Annotated in this window: 15 protein-coding genes; 8 read left to right on the top strand and 7 right to left on the bottom strand. The window is 70.6% G+C overall.

Features of this window, described 5'->3' with window-relative positions:
* Nucleotides 1–888: tetratricopeptide repeat protein (locus GT007_RS17440; RefSeq protein WP_201451966.1), on the bottom strand; the 888-nt coding region annotated here is incomplete at its 3' end.
* A gap of 205 nt (nt 889–1,093) precedes the next feature.
* Between GT007_RS17440 and GT007_RS17435 the strand changes: the two genes are divergently transcribed.
* The 6 genes from GT007_RS17435 (at nt 1,094) to GT007_RS17410 (ending at nt 10,908) form a co-directional block, all read left to right on the top strand.
* On the top strand, nt 1,094–3,136 hold the full coding sequence (locus GT007_RS17435; protein WP_160122937.1) for a hydantoinase/oxoprolinase family protein: 2,043 nt from the start codon (nt 1,094–1,096) through the stop codon (nt 3,134–3,136).
* Nucleotides 3,136–5,124 carry a hydantoinase B/oxoprolinase family protein gene (locus tag GT007_RS17430; protein WP_160122936.1) on the top strand — a complete coding sequence of 663 codons (1,989 nt, stop codon included), beginning with the start codon at nt 3,136–3,138 and terminating at the stop codon, nt 5,122–5,124. Before GT007_RS17435 ends, GT007_RS17430 begins: the two co-directional genes overlap by 1 nt.
* Nucleotides 5,125–5,135: 11 nt before the next feature.
* Complete coding sequence (locus GT007_RS17425) at nt 5,136–6,713, top strand: ABC transporter substrate-binding protein (RefSeq protein WP_160122935.1); 1,578 nt, start codon at nt 5,136–5,138, stop codon at nt 6,711–6,713.
* A 3-nt stretch (nt 6,714–6,716) separates the two neighbouring features.
* The gene (locus GT007_RS17420; protein ID WP_160122934.1) at nt 6,717–6,857 is read left to right on the top strand and encodes an NAD-binding protein; all 141 of its coding nucleotides are present in this window, start codon (nt 6,717–6,719) and stop codon (nt 6,855–6,857) included.
* Nucleotides 6,858–6,946: 89 nt separating this feature from the next.
* Nucleotides 6,947–8,962 (top strand): hydantoinase/oxoprolinase family protein, encoded by a 2,016-nt coding sequence (locus GT007_RS17415; RefSeq protein ID WP_160122933.1) that lies wholly within the window; start codon nt 6,947–6,949, stop codon nt 8,960–8,962.
* Nucleotides 8,962–10,908 carry a hydantoinase B/oxoprolinase family protein gene (locus GT007_RS17410; RefSeq protein ID WP_160122932.1) on the top strand — a complete coding sequence of 649 codons (1,947 nt, stop codon included), beginning with the start codon at nt 8,962–8,964 and terminating at the stop codon, nt 10,906–10,908. The genes GT007_RS17415 and GT007_RS17410 overlap by 1 nt, the downstream gene beginning before the upstream one ends.
* A gap of 283 nt (nt 10,909–11,191) precedes the next feature.
* On the opposite strand, the gene GT007_RS17405 is transcribed toward GT007_RS17410, so the two are convergent.
* Entirely contained in the window at nt 11,192–12,172 is a 981-nt protein-coding gene (locus GT007_RS17405; protein ID WP_160122931.1) for a tripartite tricarboxylate transporter substrate binding protein BugD, read from the bottom strand.
* A 140-nt stretch (nt 12,173–12,312) separates the two neighbouring features.
* Nucleotides 12,313–13,713: an NAD(P)H-dependent flavin oxidoreductase gene (locus GT007_RS17400; protein ID WP_160122930.1), complete on the bottom strand. Its 1,401-nt coding sequence runs from the start codon at nt 13,711–13,713 to the stop codon at nt 12,313–12,315.
* 290 nt (nt 13,714–14,003) lie between these two features.
* On the opposite strand from GT007_RS17400, the gene GT007_RS17395 reads away from it, so the two are divergent.
* Entirely contained in the window at nt 14,004–14,969 is a 966-nt protein-coding gene (locus GT007_RS17395) for a Bug family tripartite tricarboxylate transporter substrate binding protein (RefSeq protein WP_160122929.1), read from the top strand.
* A 59-nt stretch (nt 14,970–15,028) separates the two neighbouring features.
* Here the strand turns inward: GT007_RS17395 and pnp are convergent, their stop codons facing one another.
* Nucleotides 15,029–17,260 (bottom strand): polyribonucleotide nucleotidyltransferase, encoded by a 2,232-nt coding sequence (gene pnp, locus GT007_RS17390; protein WP_160122928.1) that lies wholly within the window; start codon nt 17,258–17,260, stop codon nt 15,029–15,031.
* 381 nt (nt 17,261–17,641) lie between these two features.
* Between pnp and GT007_RS17385 the strand changes: the two genes are divergently transcribed.
* On the top strand, nt 17,642–19,297 hold the full coding sequence (locus GT007_RS17385) for a Na/Pi cotransporter family protein (RefSeq protein WP_160122927.1): 1,656 nt from the start codon (nt 17,642–17,644) through the stop codon (nt 19,295–19,297).
* Nucleotides 19,298–19,314: 17 nt separating this feature from the next.
* On the opposite strand, the gene GT007_RS17380 is transcribed toward GT007_RS17385, so the two are convergent.
* The 3 genes from GT007_RS17380 to GT007_RS17370 are packed head-to-tail and all read right to left on the bottom strand — an operon-like array spanning nt 19,315 to nt 21,949.
* Nucleotides 19,315–20,160 carry an ABC transporter permease gene (locus GT007_RS17380; protein WP_236571731.1) on the bottom strand — a complete coding sequence of 282 codons (846 nt, stop codon included), beginning with the start codon at nt 20,158–20,160 and terminating at the stop codon, nt 19,315–19,317.
* Complete coding sequence (locus GT007_RS17375; protein ID WP_160122926.1) at nt 20,160–20,963, bottom strand: ABC transporter ATP-binding protein; 804 nt, start codon at nt 20,961–20,963, stop codon at nt 20,160–20,162. The genes GT007_RS17380 and GT007_RS17375 overlap by 1 nt, the downstream gene beginning before the upstream one ends.
* Entirely contained in the window at nt 20,960–21,949 is a 990-nt protein-coding gene (locus GT007_RS17370) for an ABC transporter substrate-binding protein (RefSeq protein ID WP_160122925.1), read from the bottom strand. The genes GT007_RS17375 and GT007_RS17370 overlap by 4 nt, the downstream gene beginning before the upstream one ends.
* Nucleotides 21,950–22,152 lie beyond the last annotated feature (203 nt).

Raw genomic sequence — 22,152 nt, 5'->3', positions numbered from 1 at the left:
CAGCGCGTTCCGCAGGGCGGCCAGGGCCGCGTCGCCCCGCCCCTGGCGGCGGAGCAGGGCGTGGTCGGCCTCCGCCAGCAGCGGCCCGGACACGGGGCGCAGATGGGCCAGCAGCGCCCGCGCGGCGCGCAGCCGCCCCAGCCGCACCAGGGCCAGCGCCAGCCGGGGGCCATCCTGGGATGCACGGCCGCGCAGCAGGGCCAGCGCCTCCCGCCGGGTCTCGGCGCGCTGACGCTGCGCCTGGCCGCGGATGGCGAGCCAATACGGGTCGCTCACCGCCCCCAGCCGCCGGAAACAGGCGAGAGCGAGGTCGAGATGCCCCAACAGCAGATGGGCATGGCCCAGCTCGAACCAGTTCTGCGGCTGCTTCGGGTGCAGCCGCACCAGTTGCCGCAGATGGCCGATCCGCGCGGCATGGCAGCCCTGGCGGCCCAGCAGCATGGCGGCGCGGAACAGCGCGTCCGTGTCCTCCGGCGCCTCGGCCAGAAGGGCGGCGTAGCATTCCAGCGCCAGGTCGGGGCGCCATTGCGCCTGCCGCACCTCGGCCAGCAGCAGACGGGCGGGGCGGTGATGGGGATCGAGCGCCAGGACCGCCTCGCACAGCGTGCCGGCGGTGGGGGTGTCGTCCGCGTGCCAGGCCTGCTCAGCGATGCCGTACAGGGCCTCCAGCGCCACCGGCGGGCGGGGGCCTTCCACGGGCAGGTTGTAGGCGCGGGCGATCTCGGCGAAGCGGGCCGAGAATTCGCCGCTGCCCACGAATTCCTGCATCGCGGTGGTGACCGGATAGCCCGCCGCCAACCGCGCGGCGTGAAAGGCCAGCCCCTCGGCATCCGGGCCGCGCAGCAGCAGCGCCTCATACAGGGCGCGCGCCACGGCCTCGGCCGGCACGGTGGCGGGGGATGGGTCGGGTGGCAGGGCGCGGTCCTTCGGGCGGTTCGCCCGGCAGTCTAGCGCAACCCTATCGGATGCGAAGGCAAGCATCCGGCGAAAGCCAGAACATAACCCCAGGTTTGGTTCCGCCGCGAAAAAGGCATTGGCCGCCCCCGCGCGCCGCGTGGCAAGCCAGGGGCAGCACTGCGGGAATGAGACGGACATGGCGTTGCGGGTGGGCGTGGATGTGGGCGGTTCCTTCACCGATTTCGCGGTGCTGGACGATGCGGATGGCAGCCTGACGACCCTGAAGGTGTTCTCCCGGCCCGACGCGCCAGGGCAGGAGATCGTGGAGGGCATGCGCCAGCTGGCCAGCCGCCACGGCATCCAGGCCGCCGATGTGGGCTATTTCACCCATGGCACCACGGTGGGCATCAACACCGTCATCCAGCGCAATGGGCTGAAGCTGGCGCTGTTCACCACCCGCCATTTCGAGGATGTGCTGGAACTCGCGCGCCTGAAGATGGCGGCCTACCACAACCTGTTTTCCCGCCGGCCGGACCCGCTGATCCCGCGCGAACGCGTGTTCGGCATCGAGGAGCGCGTGGACGCCGAGGGCGCGGTGCTGACCCCGCTGGACGAAGCCAGCGTGGCCGAGGCGGTGCGCGGCGCGATCGCTTCCGGCGCGGAAGGGGTCCTGGTCGCCTTCCTGCACGCCTGGCGCAACCCCGCGCATGAGGAAGCGGCCGAGGCCCTCATCCGCCGCCTGGCCCCCGGGCTGCCGGTGTTCCGCTCCGGCGCCATCTGGCCGATCATCCGCGAATACGAGCGCACGATGACGGCCGCCATCAGCGGCCATGTGCAGCCGCGCGTGGCGCTCTACCTGGATGCCTTCGAGGACCGGCTGCGCGAATTGGGCGTCGGCTGCGGCCTGCGCATCACCAAATCCAACGGCGGGGTGATGGGGGCTGCCCAGGCGCGGGCCGAATGCGTGCAGATGCTGCTGTCGGGCACCGCCTCCGGCGTCATCGGCGCGGCCTTCGTGGCCGAGGCCGCGGGCTTGCCCCGCATCATGAGCCTGGATATCGGCGGCACCAGCGCCGATGTGGCGGTCATCGTCGATGGCCAGCCGGAATACGGCTCGGGCGAGGTGATCGGCGATTTCCAGATCCATATCCCCTCCGTCTCCGTCACCTCGATCGGCCAGGGGGGCGGGTCGATTGCCTCCGTGGATGAATTCGGCGTGCTGAAGGTGGGGCCCGAGAGTGCGGGCTCCCTGCCCGGCCCCGCCTGCTACGGGCGCGGGGGTGAGCGGCCGACCATCACCGATGCCGTGGCCGTCTCGGGCCTGATCGGCCATGCGGGGCTGGGCTATGGCGCGGTCACGCTGGACCTGGCGCGGGCGCGGGCGGCGGTGGGCGGCATCGCCAGCCAGCTCAGCATTCCCGTGGAACAGGCGGCGGGGGAGATCATCGAACTCGCGGTCTCGGGCATGTACACGGACACCTCCGCCCTGGTGTCCCGCTTCGGCATCGATGTGCGGGATTTCTCGCTGCTGGCCTTCGGCGGCGCGGGGCCCATGCTGGCCTGCTTCCTGGCGCGGGAGCTGAACATGGCCTCCGTCGTCGTGCCCCCGGCGCCGGGCGTGCTGAGCGCCATGGGCGGGCTGATCGCCGATCTGCGCAATGATTTCATCCGCATCGTCTATGCCACCCTGGCCCCCTCCGTCGCCCCGCGCCTCGCCGAGGCGCTGGAGGGCATGCGCGCCCAGGCCTTGCGCTGGCTGCATGAGGAACAGGGCTTTGCCGGCGAGGCTGTGCTGAGCCTGGCGGCCGAGATGCGCTATCGCGGCCAGTCGCATGAGATCCCGGTGCCGCTGGAACTGGCCGCCATCGCCGACATCCCGGCCATCATCCGGGCCTTCCACGACCGCCACCGCGCCATGTTCGGCCATGCGGACGAAAAGGCGCCGGTGCAGCTGATCACGCTGCGCCTGGTCGTCTCCGGCGCCACGCCCAAGCCGCAACTGCGCCCCTGCCCGCCCGCCGAGGGCCCGGCCGAACCGGACCGCATGGTGCCCGTCTACCTCGACGGCGCGCACACCGAGGCCGCGCTGTACCGGCGGGAGGCGCTGCGGGCGGGCCACGGCTTCCTCGGCCCCGCCATCATCGCCCAGCCCGATTGCACCACCTGCGTGCCGGCAGGTTTCACTGTCCGGGTGGACCATTTCGGCAACCTCATCATCTCCGTGCCGGAGAAGCACTGATGTCCCTCGACCGCCGCAATTTGCAGATCCTGGCCAACCATTGCGCGGCCGCCGCCGACGCCATGGCCTTCACCCTGATGCGCACCGCGCACTCCACCTTCGTGAAGGAAACCGAGGATTTCTCCTGCACGCTGGTGACGCCGGAGGGTAAGGCCTTCGCCTCGCCGCGCCATTTCGGCGCGCCCTGGTACAGCGGCATCGACTACGGCCCCGTGCTGCGGATGATCGACGACTATGAGGAAGGCGACATCTGCGCGACCAACGACCCGTATAGCGGCTATGTCTGCACCCATTCGCCCGACATCCACATCTGGAAGCCGGTGTTCCATGAGGGGCGCATCGCCTGCTTCGTGGTGGGCCACATCCACAACACCGATGTGGGCGGCGCCGTGCCCGCCAGCCTGTCCCGGACCCTGACCGAGATCGAGCAGGAAGGCATCCGCATCCCGCCGCTGAAGCTGGTGCGCCGCGGCGTGCCGAACCGCGAGGTGATGGACATCCTGCGCATCAACGTGCGCATGCCCGACCAGAACCACGGCGACCTGATGGCGCAGATCGCCTCGGTGAACATCGGTGAGCGGCGGGTGCACGAGATCATCGCCCGCTTCGGCTACCCCGCCTTCGCCTCCGGCATCGAGCAGATCCTGGACTATGCCGAGGAACAGGCCCGCCGCATCATCCGCGACATCCCCGATGGCGAATACTTCTTCGCCGACTACGCCGATGAGGACAGCGAGGGCGGCAACCCCTGCCGCATGGCGCTGACGGTGCGGGTGCGCGGCGACGAGGTGGAGCTGGACTATACCGGCAGCGATCCGCAGCTCGCTTCCTCGCTGAACATGCCCACGGGCGGCGAGGCGCGGCACCCCATCGTGCTGGTGGGCCTCACCTATGTTCTCTACACGCTGAACCCGCTGCTGCTGCTGAATGCCGGCACGCTGCGCCCGGCGCGCGCGGTGCTGCCGCGCGGCACCATCGTGAATGCCGAACCGGGGGCCGCCGTCGGCATGCGCAGCCTGACCTGCATGATGACGCAGATCGTCACCTTCGGCGCCTTCCTGCAGGCGGTGCCCGACAAGCTCGCCACCACCTCCCCGGGCGGCAACGCCATCCTCAATGTCCGCACCTCCGGCCGCGACGGGCGCACCGTCATGGCCTCGCTGGGGCCCGTGGGCGGCGGCGGCGGCGGCACGCCCCGGCATGACGGGCCGAACGGCGCGGGCGGTGCCCAGGCCTTCCTGAAGAACACCCCGGTCGAGATCAACGAGGCCGAGGTGCCCATCCGCATCCTGCGCTATGGGCTGGAGCGCGACAGCGCGGGCCCCGGCCAGTATCGCGGCGGGCTGGCGGCGGTGATGGAATTCCAGGTCTTCGCCCCCGGCACGGTGGTGACGGCGCGCAACCGCAACCGCTCGGTGTTTTCCTCCTGGGGGGCCTGCGGCGGGCGGGCGGGCCATACCTCCCGCTTCGAGAAGAACCCGGGCACGCCCGGCGTCCTCAGCCTGGGCAACACCGACATCGTGAAATGCGACCCGGGCGATGTGGTGCGCGTGATCGGCCCGGGTGCCGGCGGCTATGGCGACCCCTTCACCCGCGCACCCGGCGCGGTGCTGACCGATGTGAAGCGCGGCTTCGTCTCGGTGGAGGCCGCGGCGCGCGACTATGGCGTGGCGATCGTGGACGGCGCGGTGGAAGGCCCCGCCACCGCGGCCCTGCGCGCCGGGCACACCGCGCGCCAGGGCTTCGACTACGGCGCCCGGCGCGATGCCTTCGAGGCCGTCTGGTCCCGCGCGCGCTACGACGAACTGACCACCGTGCTGGCCCGCGTGCCGGTGCAGTGGCGCCACTACCTGAAGGGCGAATTCTTCAAGGCCGTCGCCGCCGGCACCCATGCGGCACTGGGCGAGCGCGCGCAGATGCGCCGCCTGGCAGAGGACATGCTGAAGAAACACGGGCTCGACATGCCCCTCGCATCCGCCGCCGAGTGAAGGAGACACCGATGACCCGCCTGCCCCGCCGCGCCCTGTTCGCGGCCCCGCTGCTGCCCACCTTGGCCACCGCGCAGACAGCGCCCTTGCTGCGCATCGCCACCGGCGGGGCCGTCACCTCGCTGGACCCGCATTTCCACAATTCGGCGCCCAACAACGCGGTGGCGCTGCATGTGTTCGACCGGCTGGTGGACCGCGACGAGCGCGCCCGCCTGCAACCGGGCCTGGCCGAAAGCTGGCGCGCGCTGGACGAGACGAGCTGGGAATTCCGCCTGCGCCCCGGCGTCACCTGGCATGACGGCAAGCCCTTCACGGCGGATGACGTCGTCTTCTCCTTCCAGCGCGCGCCGGCCGTGCCCAATTCCCCGGGCGGTTTCGGCGGCTTCCTGCGCAGCATCGCGCGCATCGAGGCCCCGGAGCCCCTGCTGCTGCGCATCACCACCCGCACCCCCAACCCGGTGCTGCCGAATGAGCTGGCGATGGTCTTCATCATCGCCCGCCACGCGGCCGAGGGGCTGGGCACCGAGGATTTCAACAGCACCCGCGCCGCCATCGGCACCGGCCCCTACGCCATCGCGGCCTATCGCCCCGGTGAGCGGGTGGAGCTGCGCCGCCACGCCGCGCATTGGACCCGCCCGGTGTGGGAGCGCGTGGACTACCGCTTCATCACACAGGATGCCGCCCGCGTCGCCGCCCTGCTGGCGGGCGATGTGGACATGATCGACCAGGTGCCTTCCTCCGATGCCGCGCGGCTGGCGGCCAATCCGCGCCTGACCGTGTCGGAGATCGAGAGCCTGCGGGTGATGTACCTGAACTTCGACCGTTCCCGCGCCGAGGCGCCGCCGGGCTTCGCCGATGCCGATGGCGGCGCGCTGGCGGCCAACCCGCTGAACAATGCGCGGGTGCGCCGCGCCCTCAGCCTCGCCCTGAACCGGGAGGGGCTGGTGCGCCAGGTAATGGATGGTGCCGCGCGGCCGACCGGCCAGTGGCTGCCGCCCGGCGCCTTCGGCCATGACCCTTCCATCGCGCCCCCCGCGCAGGATCTGGACGCAGCGCGTCGCCTGCTGGCCGAGGCCGGCTTCCCGCGCGGCTTCCGCATGGTGCTGTCCAGCCCCACCGACCGCTACCCGAACGATGCCCGCACCGCCCAGGCGGTGGCGCAGATGTGGACGCGCGTGGGCGTGCGGACGGAGGTGCAAGCCCTGCCCTGGTCCGCCTTCGCCAGCCGCTCCGCCCGGCAGGAATTCGGCGCCCGGCTGGTCGGCTGGGGCAGCCCCTCGGGCGAGGCCAGCTATCTGCTGATCAACCTGCTGATGACCTACAGCCGGGAGCGCGGCACGGGCGCCAACAATGTCGTCCGCTACTCCAACCCCGCGCTGGACGCGCTGACGGACCGCGCGACGGCCACCATCGACGATGCCGCGCGGGAGGATCTGCTGCGCCAGGCCACCCGCATGGCGATGGAGGATGTGGCCTTCCTGCCCATGTTCCAGCTGGTGAACCAATGGGCGCTGCGGCGCGGCCTGGCCCACAGGCCCCGCATGGACGAATATACCCTGGCCATGGGCGTGAGCCCGGCGGCGGGCTGAACCATGCGCGTCATCGTCGTGGGCGGGGGCGTGCTGGGGGCGAGTGCGGCCTTCCACCTCGCGGGGCTGGGCGCCGAGACCCGGCTGGTCGCCCGCGCGGCGCTGGGCCTGCCGGCCGATCTGGCCCCCTACGCGCTGCGATAACCAATGGCTATCGCCGCCCGGCGGAAAGGAACTCGCCGCCGGGGGGCACCGCCGCCATGCTGCCGCCCGGACATCGAGGTGATTCTGGCATGGCATGGCGTATCGGGGTGGATATCGGCGGCACCTTCGCGGATTTCACGGCCCTCAACACCGACACGGGCGATCTGCGCACGCTGAAGGTCCTGACCACCCCCAACGCCCCGGGCGACGATGTGGCCGAGGGCCTGAAGCGCCTGGCCGCCGAGGGGCTGGAACCCAGGGCCGTGGAGCGTTTCGTGCACGGCACCACGGTGGGGGTGAACACCATCATCCAGCGCCGGGGCGCGCCGCTCGCCCTGTTCACCACCGATGGCTTCACGGACATGCTGGAGCTGGCACGCCTGCGCATGCCCGATCCCTACAGCCTGTTCTGCGAGCGCCCGGAACCGCTGGTGCCGCGCGAGCATGTCTTCGGCATCGCCGAGCGCATGGATGCCGAGGGCAACACCCTGCTGGCCCCGGGCCGCGAGAGTGTGGCGGCCGCCCTGGCCGCCGCCCGGGCGGCGGGGGCGCAGGGCATCGTCGTCTCCTTCCTGCATGCCTGGCGCAACGACGCGCATGAGCGCGCGGTGGCCGCGATGATCGCGGAGATGGCGCCCGGCCTGTTCGTCTTCCACGGCGCCGAGGTCTGGCCCGCCATCCGCGAATACGAGCGTACCACCACCGCTGTGCTGAACGCCTATGTCCACCCGCGCATCGATGCCTATCTGGAACGGGTGGAGGGCCAGCTGCGCGCGGCCTCCATCGCGGCGCCGCTGCTGCTGACCACCTCGGCGGGCGGGACCATGACGGCGCGGCGCGGGCGGCGGGATTGCGTGGGCATGCTGCTGTCGGGCACGGCCTCGGGCGTCGTCGGCGCCGGGGTGGTGGCCAAGGCCGCCGGCCTGGGCGCGGTGCTGACGCTGGATGTGGGCGGCACCAGCGCCGATGTGGCGCTGCTGATCGACGGGCAGCCGGCCTTCGGCACTGGCCATGCGATCGGCGATTTCCCGCTGGCGATTCCCACCGTGGCGGTGGTCTCCAGCGGCCAGGGCGGGGGTTCCATCGCGCGGATCGACGCGCAGGGCGTGTTGCAGGTGGGCCCCGAAAGTGCCGGCTCCACCCCGGGCCCGGCCTGCTTCGGGCGGGGCGGCACCCGCTGCACCGTGACCGACGCGGCGTTGCTCTGCGGCATTCTGGGCCAGGGTGAGCTGGGCTTCGGCGCCATCGCGCCGGACCGGGCCCTCTCGGAAAAGGCCATCGCCCCCATCGCCGCCGCGCTGAACACCGATGCCGCCCATGCCGCCGAAGGCGTGCTGCAAGTGGCCATCAGCGGCATGCTGGTGGAGATCGACAAGCTGCTGGCCCGCGCTGGCATGCATGCCAGCGAGCTCACGCTGATGCCCTTCGGCGGGGCCGGGCCCATGCTGGGCGCCCTGCTGGCCGAGACCGCCGGCATCCGCCGCGTGCTGGTGCCGCCGGTGCCGGGCACGCTGTGCGCGCTGGGGGCGCTGGCCGCCGATCTGCGCCGCGACACCATGCGCACCGCGCTGCTGCCGCTGGAACCCGCCGCCTGGCCCGTCATCGCGGCCGGCCTGGCCGAACTGGCCGCCGAGGCCGAAGGCGCGCTGGCCGAAATGGGCGGCGCGGGCACGGCCGACACCACCCTGGCCGCCGATCTGCGCTATCGCGGGCAATCCTTCGAGCTGACTGTGCCCGTGGGCGAAAGCCTGGCGGCCCTCGCCACCGCCTTCCACGCGGCGCATGACGAGGCCTTCGGCCACAGCGACCCGGACGCGCCGGTGGAGGTGGTCAGCCTGCGCGCCGTCTCCCGCCGCGCGGCGCCGCCGCTGCCCTTCCCCGTCTCGCCCGTCACGCCGCATGCGGAAGCCCCGGAAAAGCTGGTGCCCCTGACGCTCGGCGGCGCCACGCGGGATGCCGGGCTGTTCCGCCGCGCGGCGCTGCCCCCCGGCGGGCGCTTCCAGGGCCCGGCCATCGTCACCCAATCCGACTGCACCGTGCTGGTGCCCCCCGGCTGGAGCGCCGAAACCGACGCCCTTGGCAACCTCGTGATGGAGCACGCCTGATGCGCACCGATCCCGTCACCCTGCAGGTGCTGCGCAACCACTGCCGCGCCGCCGCCGAGAGCATGGCCACCACGCTCTACCGCACCGCGCATTCGACCTTCGTGAAGGAGACCGAGGACTTCACGATCCAGCTGCTCGACAAGCACGGCAAGACCTGCGCCGTGCCGCTGGACCTGGGCGCCACCTGGTACCCGGGCGTGGATTACGAGGCGGCGATCGGCCTCGTCCCCGGCGGCTACCAGCCGGGCGACATCGCCATGACGAGCGACCCGTATTCCGGCTACCTCTCGACCCATTCGCCCGACACCAACATGTGGAAGCCGGTGTTCCATGAGGGCGAGATCATCGCCTTCGCGGGCGGGCATATCCACAATGTGGATGTGGGCGGCGCCGTGCCCGCCAGCCTGTCCCGCACCCTGACCGAGGTGCACCAGGAAGGCCTGCGCATCCCGCCCAGCAAGCTGTACCGCCAGGGCGTGCTGGATGAGACGCTGCTGCGCACCATCACCACCAATGTGCGCGTGCCCGAACAGAACTGGGGCGACCTGAAGGCGCTGGTCGCCGCCGTGAACACCGGCGAGCGGCGGATCCTGGAACTCGCCCGCCGCTTCGGGGTGGAAACGTTGCAGGACGGCCTGGCCGACCTGCTGGACTATGGCGAGGCCCAGGCCCGCGCCGTGCTGGCCGGCCTGCCCGACGGCACCTACCGCTTCGCCGACTATTGCGACGAGGATGGGGTGGGCGGCGACCCGCTGCGGCTGAAGCTCGCCCTGCGCATCCAGGGCGACAGCGCGGAGTTGGACTTCACCGGCACCGATCCGCAGACCCTGTGCTCGATGAACGTGCCCACGGGCGGGCACCCGCGCCACTCGCTGATCCTGGTGGGGGTGTATTACGTGCTGTCAGCGCTGAGCCCCAAGATCACGCTGAATTTCGGCACCACCCGGCCCTTCACCTGCATCCTGCCCGAGGGCAGCGTGGTGAACCCGGCCCACCCCGCGGCCGTCGGCATGCGCAGCCTAACCTGCGCGCGGCTGCGCAGCCTGGTCTTCGGCGCCTTCGCGCAAGCCGCCCCCGAGCGCCTGCCGGCGGCCCCCGCCGGTTCTTCCTCCATCATCAACCTGGCGGCCGAGAACCGGCGCACCGGCCGGCGGGTGATTTCCGCCATCGCCCCCATCGTGGGCGGGGGCGGCGGCATGCCGCACCGGGACGGCACCGACGGTTCTGGCGCCGATGCGGCCTACCTCAAGAACAGCCCGATCGAGATCACCGAATCCGAGGCGCCCATCCGCATCCTGCGCTACGGCCTGATGCCCGATACGGGCGGCCCGGGCGCGCATCGCGGGGGGCTCGCCACCGTGCTGGAATTCACCACCGACGCGCCGGACGCGACGGTGACGGCACGCAACCGCGACCGCTCCATCTTCCAGCCCTGGGGCATCCTGGGCGGGCGGCCGGGGGCGGCCAGCAGCTTCACCCTCAACCCCGGCGCGCCCAACGAGCATGACCTGCGCAACACCGACCTGCTGAACCCCGCCCCGGGCGATGTGGTGCGCATCGTCTCGCCAGGCGGCGGCGGGCGCGGTGACCCGATGACCCGCAGGCCCGAGGCCGTGCTGCGCGACTGGCAGGCCGGGCGCGTTTCCACCGCCGCCGCCGCGCGGGATTACGGCGTGGTGATCCGGAACGGCGCGCTGGACCTGCCGGCCACCGAGGCGATGCGGGCCCAGCAGGCCCCGCGCGAGGGCTTCGACGGCGGCCCCAACCGCACGGCGCACGAGGCGCGCTGGAACGCCGATGCCTATGCCGCACTGGGCGAGGCGATGGCGGAAGTGCCGACCGCCTGGCGTGGGCGGCTGAAGCGGCACCTGTTCGCCCAGGTGCGCGCCAGCACGGACCCGGCGGCGGAGGTGATCCGCCGGGAGAAAGGGTTCGGGAAGGGGTGAGGGAGGGGGCGCGGCACTCAGGGGCTTCGCCCCCCGAGGCCCCCACCAGGGGCTCCGCCCCTGGACCCCGCCAGGACCGTGCTCGGTCCTGGACCTAGATCAGTTTGGCGCTGATCCAGGGAAGGTGTTTACCATTGATTTTTATAATGAAAATGGCGCCCCACCTGCCAAGGTAGGGCGCCAACTCATGGGTTCCAAGGGCCTTTCGGCCTTTGGCGGGGATGCAAGGGGCAGAGCCCCTTGCTGGGGGCCGGGGGGCGAAGCCCCCGGGAGCCCCCTGGCATCAATCCGCGAAAGCGCCCGCCGCCTGGATGATCGGCCGCCAGCGGGCGATGTCCGCCTGCCAGAACTGGCGGTGATAGGCGGGGGTCGCGCGGTCCTGCGGCACCGGGCTGGTGCCCAGCTCGTTGAAGCGCTGCACCAGCGTGGGCACGCGCAGCGCCACTTGCAGGCTCTGCGACAGGCGGTTCACGATCTCGGCCGGCGTGCCCTTGGGCGCGTACAGCCCATGCCAGATGCTGACTTCCATGTTCGGCAGCCCGGCCTCGGCGGCGGTGGGGATGTTGGGCAGCGACTCGACGCGCTGCGGCGTGGTCACCGCGAAGGCGCGCACGGTGCCGGCGCGGATCTGCTCGGTGGTGTTGGTGGTCTGGTCGCACATCAGGTCCACCGTGCCGCCCACCAGGTCGTTCATGGCCGGGCCCGTGCCGCGATAGGGCACGGTGGTGGTCTGGGTGCCGATGGCGGTCTGGAACAGCAGGCCGCACAGATGGCTGGCCGCCCCCACGCCCGCATTGGCCAGGTTGATGCCCATGCCCTCACGCCGCACCAGCGCCACCAGCTCCTGCAGGTTGTTGGCGGGAATGTTGCGACGGGCGATGATGGTCATCGGCACTTCGGTGATCATGCCGATCGTCTCGAAGCCATTCACCGGGTCATAGGCCAGGCGGCGGTACAGGGTCGGGATGGTCGCCATGCCGATGTGGTGGCACAGGATGTTGTAGCCATCCGGCCGGGCCTGGGCCGTGCGCTGCGCGCCCAGCGTGCCGCCGGCGCCGCCCACATTCTCCACCACCACGGAACCGCCCAGGTCCTTGCTCATCTCGGTCGCCAGCAGACGGGCCACCGTGTCCGTCGGGCCACCGGCCGCGAAGGGGACGATCATCGTGATGGGCCGGCTGGGATAGCCCTGCTGGGCCAAGGCGGGGGCCGCAAGGCCGAGGGCAGGGATCGCCAGCGCGGCGCGGCGGGTCAATTCAGGCATGACGTCCTCCAGGGCGTTTCCATTTGTTAATTTGTCCTGAACCGGCATCCGGTCAAGCACAGACCGATGTCCCCCAGGCATATGGCCATGCTTGGGGCACATCGGGCTTGCGCCAGATCAGGAAAGCAGCGGGCCGCGGATCAGCGGCCCGTCATGATCCTCTCGACCAGCTGCTTCACCGTGGGGACGAAGCCGTTGGAATAGAAGGGATCGGACTTGAAGCGCGGGGCGTTGTGGCCCGCGAACATCAGGTTGTGCTCGGTGGAGCCGCCATGGGCGATGTTCTGCAAGCTCTTCTGGATGCAGAAGCTGCGCGGATCGGCCTTCTTGCCGTTGGTCAGGTCCGGCGAGTGCTGCGACCAGTTGGAGAAGCGGCACTGGCTGAGGCAGCCCATGCAATCGGCCTGGTCCTTCAGCACCTCACGCGAGACCTCCGGCGTTTCGAACACCAGGGTGCTGTCGGGGGTGCGCAGGGCCTCGGTGAAGCCCGCGGCCTCCCAGGTCTCGGCGCGCTCGCGGTCATGCGGCGTGACGAAGACGGGGCGGCGGCGCTGGCCCACCAGGAATTCGGCGGTGTGGTCGCCCACGGCCTCGGGCGAGTAGGCGATCTGGCGCTCGCTGCGGCCTTCGAGCTGGCGCAGGAAATCATTGCGCACGGCAGAGCTGTAGAAGCCGGTGGGCGAGAAGTTCTGCAGCGAGACGTCGCCCGGCTCCAGCTGCATCAGCCGGGCCTTCCACTCGTCGCCGATCGGGCTTTCCTGGGTCAGCAGCGGGCGGGTGCCGAACTGGAAGGCGATGGGACCGAGCTCGGGGTTGTCGATCCAGTCCTCCCATTCCTCCAGCCACCACACGCCGCCGGCCATGATGATGGGCGTGTCGCCCAGGCCGAAGGCGCGCATCTGCTGGCGCAGCGCCAGCACGCGGCCGAAGGGGGGTTCGGGCTTGCGGGGGTCCTCGCTGTTGGACAGGCCGTTGTGGCCGCCGGCCAGCCAGGGGTCCTCATACACCACGCCGCCCAGCCATTCGCCCACCTTGGAATAGCTGCGCTTCCACAGCGCGCTGAAGGCACGGCCGGAGGAGACGATGGGGTAATAGTGCACGCTGAACTCGCGCGCGATCTCGGCCAGCTTGTAGGGCATGCCAGCGCCGCAGGTGATGCCGTTGATCAGGCCCTTGGCGCCTTCCAGCATGCCGCGCAGCACGCGCTCGGCCCCGCCCATCTCCCACAGCACATTGGCGTGGATGCGGGCCCGGGGGCCGGCCAGGTCACGGGCGCGCTCCGCCTGGGCGATGCTGCCGCGGATGGCGTATTCCACCAGCTCCTCATGCCGTTCGCGCCGGGTGCGGCCATGATAGATCTGGCGGATCACCTCGCCATTCTCATCGTAGCTGTCGGCATTCACGGCGCTCAGCGTGCCCACACCGCCCGCGGCGGACCACGAACCGGCGGTCACACCATTGGAAACGGCGACACCCTTGCCACCCTCCACCAGGGGCAGAACCTCGGCGCCGCCCATGCGGATTGCGTTGATGGCCTTCACGGCAAGACATCCTCAGACATAATCGGGGTCACATAATAGCAAAACGGCCCGGACCCAAGGGGCGATCACGCGTGTGGAGGCCCTGCAATGCGGCTTCCGGGCCGGGCCGGGCCCGTTGACGCGCCAGACCTTCCGCGCGGAGGCCAATATCCCACTAAAAGCCTCGGAAATAGCACGAACTGCACATTTCGCGTTCAGCCGCCAGGCTGGCGAAGCCGTTCCCACCTCACGGGCGGCTTGAGGCGGCGGGCCGGTCCACCGAGCATCGGGGCATCATTCCGGAGACGTCCATGCGATTCAGCCGCCGCAGCCTTGCCCTTGCCCTGCCCTTCCTGGGCGGTGCCGCCCGTGCCCAAGGCGGCTGGTCGCCCAGCCAGCCCATCCGCGTCATCATCCCCTTCACCGCCGGCGGCGCCATGGACCCCGTGGTGCGCCTGGCCCAGGCCGCGCTGCAAGCCGATCTGGGCCAGGCGGTGGTCATGGACTACCGCCCCGGCGGGGCCACCGTCGTCGGCACCCAGGAAACCGCCCGGGCCCCGGCCGATGGCCATACGCTGCTAATGGTGGCCAACAGCTTCGCCGCCAACATCACGTTGCGGCCTTCCATGCCCTACAATTCGCTGCGCGATTTCGCGCCCATCTGCATGGCGACGGTGGCGGCGCATGTGCTGGTCGTCCACCCATCGGTCGCGCGGGATTTCGCGGGGCTTGTCGCGGCCGGCAAGCGCGCGGGCGACGGGCTGTCCTTCGGCAGCTACGGCATCGGCACATCGAACCATCTGGGCGGCCAGCAATTCGTGGCGGCGGCGGGGTTGAATGCCATCCATGTGCCCTATAACGGCAACGCGCCCGCGAATAACGACCTGATGGGCAACCGCATCCAGTTCATGTTCGCCACCAAGCCGGATGTGCTGCAGATGATCCAGGGCGGGCAGATGCGGGCGCTTGGCATCTCCGCCACGGAGCGGGCGCCGGAACTGCCCGATGTCCCGACCATGGCCGAGCTGGGCTACCCGCTCGTATTGTCCGACAGTTGGTTCGGCTTGCTGGCGCGGGCCGATGTGCCCTCCCCGGCGCGGGCCCGGCTGGAGGCCGCCTGGGTGAAGGCGCTGACCCAGCCCGAGGTGCGAGCCCGGCTGGAGGCGGTGGGCTATACCGTGCTGGCCCATGGCGCGGAGCGCTTCGGCACGGAAATCACGCGCTACACGCAGACCTATGCCGATGTGATCCGGCAGGCGAATATCCGCGTGGAGTAGCCACAAAAAAGCGCCGCCCCCGGTGGGGAGCGGCGCCTTGTTCCACGCGGGAAGCGTGATCAGTCGTCGCGGCGCGGACGGCGCGGGCGGCGGTCGCCACGGTCGGCGCGGTCACGGTCGCCACCACGCTCGCGGCCTTCGCCACCTTCCTCGCCCTCGGCACGCGGGCGGCGCTCGCCCACCTGCTCGGTGATGTCCGCACCCGTGGCCTGGTCGACCACGCGCATGGACAGCTTCACCTTGCCGCGGTCGTCGAAGCCGATGACCTTGACCTTCACGGCATCGCCTTCCTTGACGACATCGGTGGTCTTGTTCACGCGCTCATTGGCCAGCTCGGAGATGTGGACCAGGCCGTCCTTGGCGCCGAGGAAGTTCACGAAGGCGCCGAAATCGGCGGTCTTCACGACCTTGCCCGTGTAGATCGCGCCGATCTCGGCCTCGGCCGTGATGCCGCGGATCTTGGCGATGGCCGCGTCCGTGTTCTCCTGGCTGGCGGACGCGATCTTGATCGTGCCGTCATCCTCGATGTCGATCTTGCAGCCGGTCTGCTCGACGATCTCGCGGATCACCTTGCCGCCGGTGCCGATCACGTCGCGGATCTTCTCCTTCGGCACGTTGATCACGGTGATGCGCGGCGCGGTGGCGGCCACCTGGCTGCGGGCACCGGAAATGCCCTTGGCCATCTCACCCAGGATATGGATGCGACCATCCTTGGCCTGGGCCAGCGCGACCTTCATGATTTCCAGCGTGATGGACGTGATCTTGATGTCCATCTGCAGGCTGGTCACGCCCGCATCGGTGCCGGCCACCTTGAAGTCCATGTCGCCGAGGTGATCCTCGTCGCCCAGGATGTCGGAGAGGACGGCGTAGCCACGGTCTTCCTTGATCAGGCCCATGGCGATGCCGGCCACGGGGCGGCGCAGGGGCACGCCCGCGTCCATCATGGACAGGGTCGCGCCGCACACCGTCGCCATCGAGGAGGAGCCGTTGCTCTCCGTGATCTCGGACACGATGCGGATCGTGTACGGGAACTTCTCCTTCTCCGGCAGCACGGGGTGCACGGCGCGCCAGGCCAGCTTGCCATGGCCGATCTCGCGGCGGCCGGGGCTGCCCATGCGGCCCGTCTCGTTCACCGAGTACGGGGGGAAGTTGTAGTGCAGCATGAAGTTCTCACGGTATTCGCCCGTGAGGCTGTCGATGATCTGCTCGTCCTGGCCGGTGCCCAGCGTGACCACGCACAGGGCCTGGGTCTCGCCACGGGTGAACAGGGCCGAACCATGGGCGCGGGGCAGAACGCCCACCTCGGCCAGGATCGGGCGCACGGTCTTGGTGTCGCGGCCGTCGATGCGGATGCCCGTGTCCAGGATCGCGTTGCGGACCACGTCCGCCTCGAGCTCCTTCAGCAGGCCCTTGGCGGCGGCGACATCGGCGCCCTCGGCCTCAAGCGCCGCGACCACGGCCTTCTTGGCCTCGCCCACCGCCTTCTGGCGGGAGAGCTTCTCGGTGACCTTGTAGGCCTCCGTCATGCCGGCGGTGCCGAGTGCCTTGATGCGGGCCTTCAGGGCCTCGATCGCGGGGTCCTCCAGCACCACGTCCCAAGGCTCCTTGGCGGCGTGCTCGGCGAGCTCGATGATGCCCTGGATGACCGGCTGGAAGGCCTTGTGGCCGAATTCCAGCGCGCCCAGCATCACGTCTTCCGGCAGCTCGTCGGCCTCGGACTCGACCATCAGCACGCCCTCGGCGGTGCCGGCGAGCACCAGGTCCAGGCGGGACTGCGCGACCTGGGCCGCGGTCGGGTTCAGCACGTACTGGCCGTCGATGAAGCCCACGCGGGCGGCGCCGACCGGGCCGAAGAAGGGAATGCCCGACAGCGTCAGCGCGGCGGAGCAGCCGACCAGCGCCACGATATCCGGGTTGTTTTCCGTGTCATGCGACAGCACGGTCGCGATGACCTGCACCTCGTTGCGGAAGCCCTCGGGGAAGAGGGGGCGCAGGGGGCGGTCGATGAGGCGGGAGACGAGGGTCTCGTTCTCGCTCGGGCGGCCTTCACGCTTGAAGAAGCCACCGGGGATCTTGCCGGCCGCGAAGGCCTTTTCCTGGTAGTTCACGGTCAGGGGGAAGAAATCCTGACCCGGCTTCACGCCGCGGGCGCCGACCACGGTGCAGAGCACGATGGTGTCGCCCAGGCGGGCCATGACCGCGCCATCGGCCTGGCGGGCGATCTTGCCTGTCTCCAGCGACAGGATCTGACCGCCCCAGGCGATGTCCTTGCGGAAATACTTGTCGAACATGCGTCGTCCTTCATGGGGTGCCCCATGGCACCCCCGGGGTTTGCGAAACGGCGGCCGAGACTGCGCAGATACCCGTCTGGCATGCGGCATTTCGGGCGATGCGGTGCGGATGGGCCCGTCGTCCCGGAATGGGGCGAGAGGGTTGAGGCCGCCCACATGGCCGGAAATGCCATGCCGGGCCGGATCATCTCCGGTACGGGCAGCTGCGCCGGCTGAGGGCGCGCCGCTGAAGGCAAGCCCTGTAACAGGCCAGCCAGCGCGGCCCCTATGCACGAGATGGCGGCGAAATACCAGCGCCGCGTGCGCGAGGGGCATTATGACAGTTTTATTGCATGCCTCGCCATGCAGTCCTACGGTCCTCCGGATGTATGAGAACCCGACATGAACGAAGCCCGCTTGCTGCTGGAACTGGCCGGCGAGGCCGCCCTGCTGCTCTGGGGCCTGCACATGGTCCAGAGCGGGGTGCAGCGCGCCTTCGGCGGGCGGTTGCAGGCGGGGCTCGGCCGCGCGCTGGGCCGGCCCTGGCGCGCGGTGCTGGCGGGGCTCGGCGTCACGGCCGTGTTGCAGAGCAGCACCGCCACCGCGCTCATGGTCTCTTCCTTCGCGGCGGCCGGGGCGGTGGGGCTGCTGCCGGCGCTGGCGGCCATGCTGGGGGCCAATATCGGCACGGCGCTGATCGTGCAGTTCCTGTCCTTCGACGCGGGCTGGCTGTATCCGCCGCTGATCCTGGGCGGGGTGGTGGCCTTCCGGGGTGCCACGCGCACGCGCGGGCGGGACCTGGGGCGGGTGGCGATCGGGCTGGGGCTGATGCTGCTGTCGTTGCACCAGCTCTCGGCCACGCTGCGGCCGGTCGAATCCTCGCCCGTGCTGGCGGGCATGCTGGCGCTGGTGGCCCATGACCCGCTGCCCAACCTGCTGCTGGCGGCCGTGGTGGCCTGGGCCGCGCATTCCTCGGTGGCGGGGGTGCTGTTCGTCGCCTCCCTGGCCGGGGGCGGGGCGATCGGGCCGCAGGCCGCCATCGCCATGGTGCTGGGCGCCAATCTGGGCACCGCGCTGAACCCGCTGCTGCAGGCGCGCGGCGGCCCGGGGAACGGCGGGGGCGGGCGGGACCGGCTGCGCCTGCCGCTGGGCAACCTGCTGAACCGGCTGGCGGGCTGCGCCCTGGTGCTGGCGGCGCTGCCCCAGGCCACGGGGCTGCTCACGGCCTTCGACCCCTCCCCTGCCCGGCTGGTCGCCAACGCGCATCTGCTGTTCAACCTGGCCACCGCGCTGCTGGCCTTTCCGCTGCTGCGGCCGTTGGCGGCCCTGCTGGCCCGGCTGCTGCCCGAACCGCCGCCGGAGGCCGACTCCGCCGCCCCCCGCTATCTGGACGCCTCGGCGCTCGGCACCCCCTCCGTCGCGCTGGCCAATGCGACGCGGGAGGTGCTGCGCATGGCCGACGCGCTGGAGGAGATGCTCGCCACCTCCGCCCGCGCCTTCACGGCCGAGGAGCGCGACACCACCCGCAGCCTGGCCCGCATGGACGATGTGGTGGACCGCCTGCACCACGCCATCCATGCCTACCTCGCCGCCATCCCCACCGAGGCCCTGGCCGACGAGGAGGCCCGCCGGCTGGAGGATATCCAGGCCTTCGCCATCGCGCTGGAACAGGCCGCCGACGTGCTGGCGCGCGACCTGGCCCAACATGCCGCCAAGCGCCTGCGCCGCGGCCTGGTGCTGGGCCCGCATGAACAGGGGGAGTTGGCCGAGATGCACGCCACCCTGGCCGAGCAGCTGCGCCTGGCGGTGGCCGTGTTCATGACCGAGGACGCCAGCGCCGCCCGGCTGCTGGTCACCGCCAAGGAAGCCCTGCGGGAGCCGGAGCGCGAGGCCGCTCGGCGCGTGGCGGCGGCCGAGGGCGGGGCGGCCCCCGGCTTCCTGCTGGATGCGGTGCGGGATCTGCGGCGGGTGGGCGCGCATCTGGTGGGGGTGGCGCACCCGCTGCTGGAACGGCGGGGCGAATTGCTGCCCAGCCGCCTGCGGCCCAGAGAAGGGTAACGAGAGAGGGGTAAGCCCTACCCCCCCACCGCCAGGTTCTGGTCCTGCCCGCGCGTGGCCCAGCCGGTGGTGCGGCGCTCGATGAACTCCGCGATCAGGTACAGCACGATGCCCATCGCCCCGGTCACGATCAGCCCCGCGAAGACCAGCGGCACGTCGAAGCGGGAGGAGGCGACCATCATCAGCCGCCCGATACCCGCGTTCGGTGCCACGCTTTCCGCGATGATCGCACCCACGAAGGCCACCGTGACCGCGATCTTCAGAGAGGCGAAGAAATAGGGCATCGCGCGCGGCAGGCCGACCTTCAGGATGATGTCCCAGGGCCGGGCCCCCAGGGCACGGAGCACGTCCTTCAGCTCGGGCTCCACCGTGGCGATGCCGGTGGCCACATTCACCACGATGGGGAAGAAGCTGATCAGGAAGGCCGTGATCACCGCCGGCCACATGCCGATGCCGAACCAGATGATCAGCACCGGCACCACCGCCACCTTGGGGATGGAGTTGAAGGCGATCAGCAGCGGATACAAGCCCTTATAGACCATGGTGGAGGAGCCGATCGCCACCCCCAGCAGCACGCCCGCCACGATGGCGAAGGCGAAGCCCATCATAGTGGTCTTCAGCGTATCCAGGCTGTCCCACATCAGCGGCGTCCACCAGCGGTAGCCGGCGGCGAACACGCGCGACGGCGCGGGCAGGATGAATTCGCTGACGTTGAAGGCGCGGCAGCCGATCTCCCAGAACACGAACATGCCGATGATGACGATCCAGGGCAGCGCCGTCTGCAAACGGCGCTGGCGGCGGGCCTGGGCGGCCATGGCTTCATAGCGCGCGAGCGCGCGGGGGGACATTCCATTGCCGCTCATCAGACCACCACCTCCTCACCGCTGCGGGCCATCGCGATATAGCGCCGCAGATCATGCACCAGGGCCTGGAATTCCGGGGCGTAGGTGCTGTCCAGCGTGCGGGGGCGCGGCAGGTCCACCTTGCGCTCCGCCACGATGCGGCCCGGCCGGGCGGACATCACCAGCACGCGGTCGGCCAGGTACACGGCCTCCCGCAGGTCATGCGTCACCAGCACGACGGTGGGTTTGCGCGTCATCCACACCTGCTGCAGCACGCCCCACAGATCCTCACGCGTGAACACGTCCAGCGCGCTGAAGGGTTCGTCCAGCATCAGCAGGGCCGGTTCGTGCACCAGGGCGCGGCACATGCTGGTGCGCTGCTGCATGCCGCCCGAAAGCTGGTAGGGGAATTTGCTGTCGAACCCCTCGAGCCCCACCAGGCGCAGCAATTCGCGCGCCCGGGCCTCATACATCGGGCGTTCGGCGCGCAGGCGCTTGCGGTGCTCGGGCACCACCTCCAGCGGCAGCATCACGTTGGACAGGATGCGCCGCCAGGGCAGCAAGGTGGGGTTCTGGAAGGCCATGCCCACCATGGAGAGCGGGCCATCCACCTCCTGCCCCGCCACGATCACATTGCCCTCGGTCGCGGGCCACAGCCCGCTGACCAGCCGCATCAGGGTGGATTTGCCGCAGCCGGAAGGACCGACCACCGCCACGAACTCCCCCTGCTCCACATTCAGCGAGCAGTTCTGCAAAGCCAGCGTGCCGCTGACCCCGCCATAGCGCATGGCGACATTGTCGATCTCGACGAAGGGACGGCTCATGCCAGTCCTCCAGGCAGGCGGAGCTGGTCCGCGGGGGGCAGGAAGTCGGGGGTGTAGGCCTGGTTCGCCATCACACGCCCCGGCAGGTTGAACAGGGATTTCACCAGGTCGAGGTTGCCCTGCAGGCGCTCGGCCGAGACCTGGGACAGGCCCGCCCGCCGCACATGGTCGGACAGCACCATCCGCTGCACCATCAGGTTGTGGCGCTGCATCTCCAGCGCCACGTCAGTCAGGGGCTCGGCGCGCTTCAGCGCCTCCAGCGCGCCGGCGGGGTCGGCCAGCTGGTCGCGGAAGCCGCGCATCAGGGCGGCGACCATCTTGCGCACGGTTTCGGGGTTGCGCTCCAGATAGCGGCGGGTGGTCAGGATGGCGCCGCCATACAGGTCGAGGCCATGGTCGCTGTACATGAACAGCTTCTGGCGCTCCTGCGGCACGCCGAGGCCCACGAGCGCGATGGAGGAGGTCTGCACGCTGCCCGTCAGCGCCTCCACATCGCCGCGCACCAGCATGGGTTCGCGCAGCGGCGGCTGGACGGAGATGAAGTTGACCTTGGCCATGTCGATGCCCGCCGCGCGCGCGAAGGCCGGGAACAGCTGGCGCGCCGCATCGAAATCCGGGGCCGCGAGGCGCTTGCCCTCCATGTCCTTCGGCGTCTGGATCGGGCCATCGGCGCGGGCGATGATGCACAGCGGGCTGCGGTCATGCAGCATGGCCACCGCGATCACGTCCCGGCTCGGGTCCTCCGCCAGGAAGCGTAGGGTGGGGGCGATGTCGGCATAGCCCATGTTGTGCGAGCCGCCACCGAGCGCCACCGGCACCCCGCCCGAGCCCTGGCCGCGGTCGATCTGCACCTCGAGCCCGGCCTCACGGAAATAGCCTTTCTCCCGCGCCACCAGGCCGAAGCTCTGCGGCGCCTGGAAGGCCCAATCCATGGTGAAGCGCACCCGGGTGGGCGCCTGGGCGGATGCCAGGGAGGGGGCGGCCAAAGGGGCTGCGAACAATAGGCGGCGGGAAAGCGGCATCGGGGGCATCGGCTGTCTCCGTGTCTATGCTCCCCGCAGTAGCAAGCGAACAGGGGCCGCCATACACAGGATTGCGGCGGCCAGGCACAGAAAGGGTTGGCGATGCTCGGGAATTGGGCATCGGGCGCGCCGCGCGGCAGGGCAACGCCCCGCTCAGGGCAGGCGCC

The organism is Rhodovarius lipocyclicus, assembly GCF_009900765.1.
Lineage (GTDB): Bacteria > Pseudomonadota > Alphaproteobacteria > Acetobacterales > Acetobacteraceae > Rhodovarius > Rhodovarius lipocyclicus.
The sequence above is the reverse complement of the archived record's forward strand: the minus strand, read 5'-3'. Positions and strand labels throughout refer to the sequence as shown.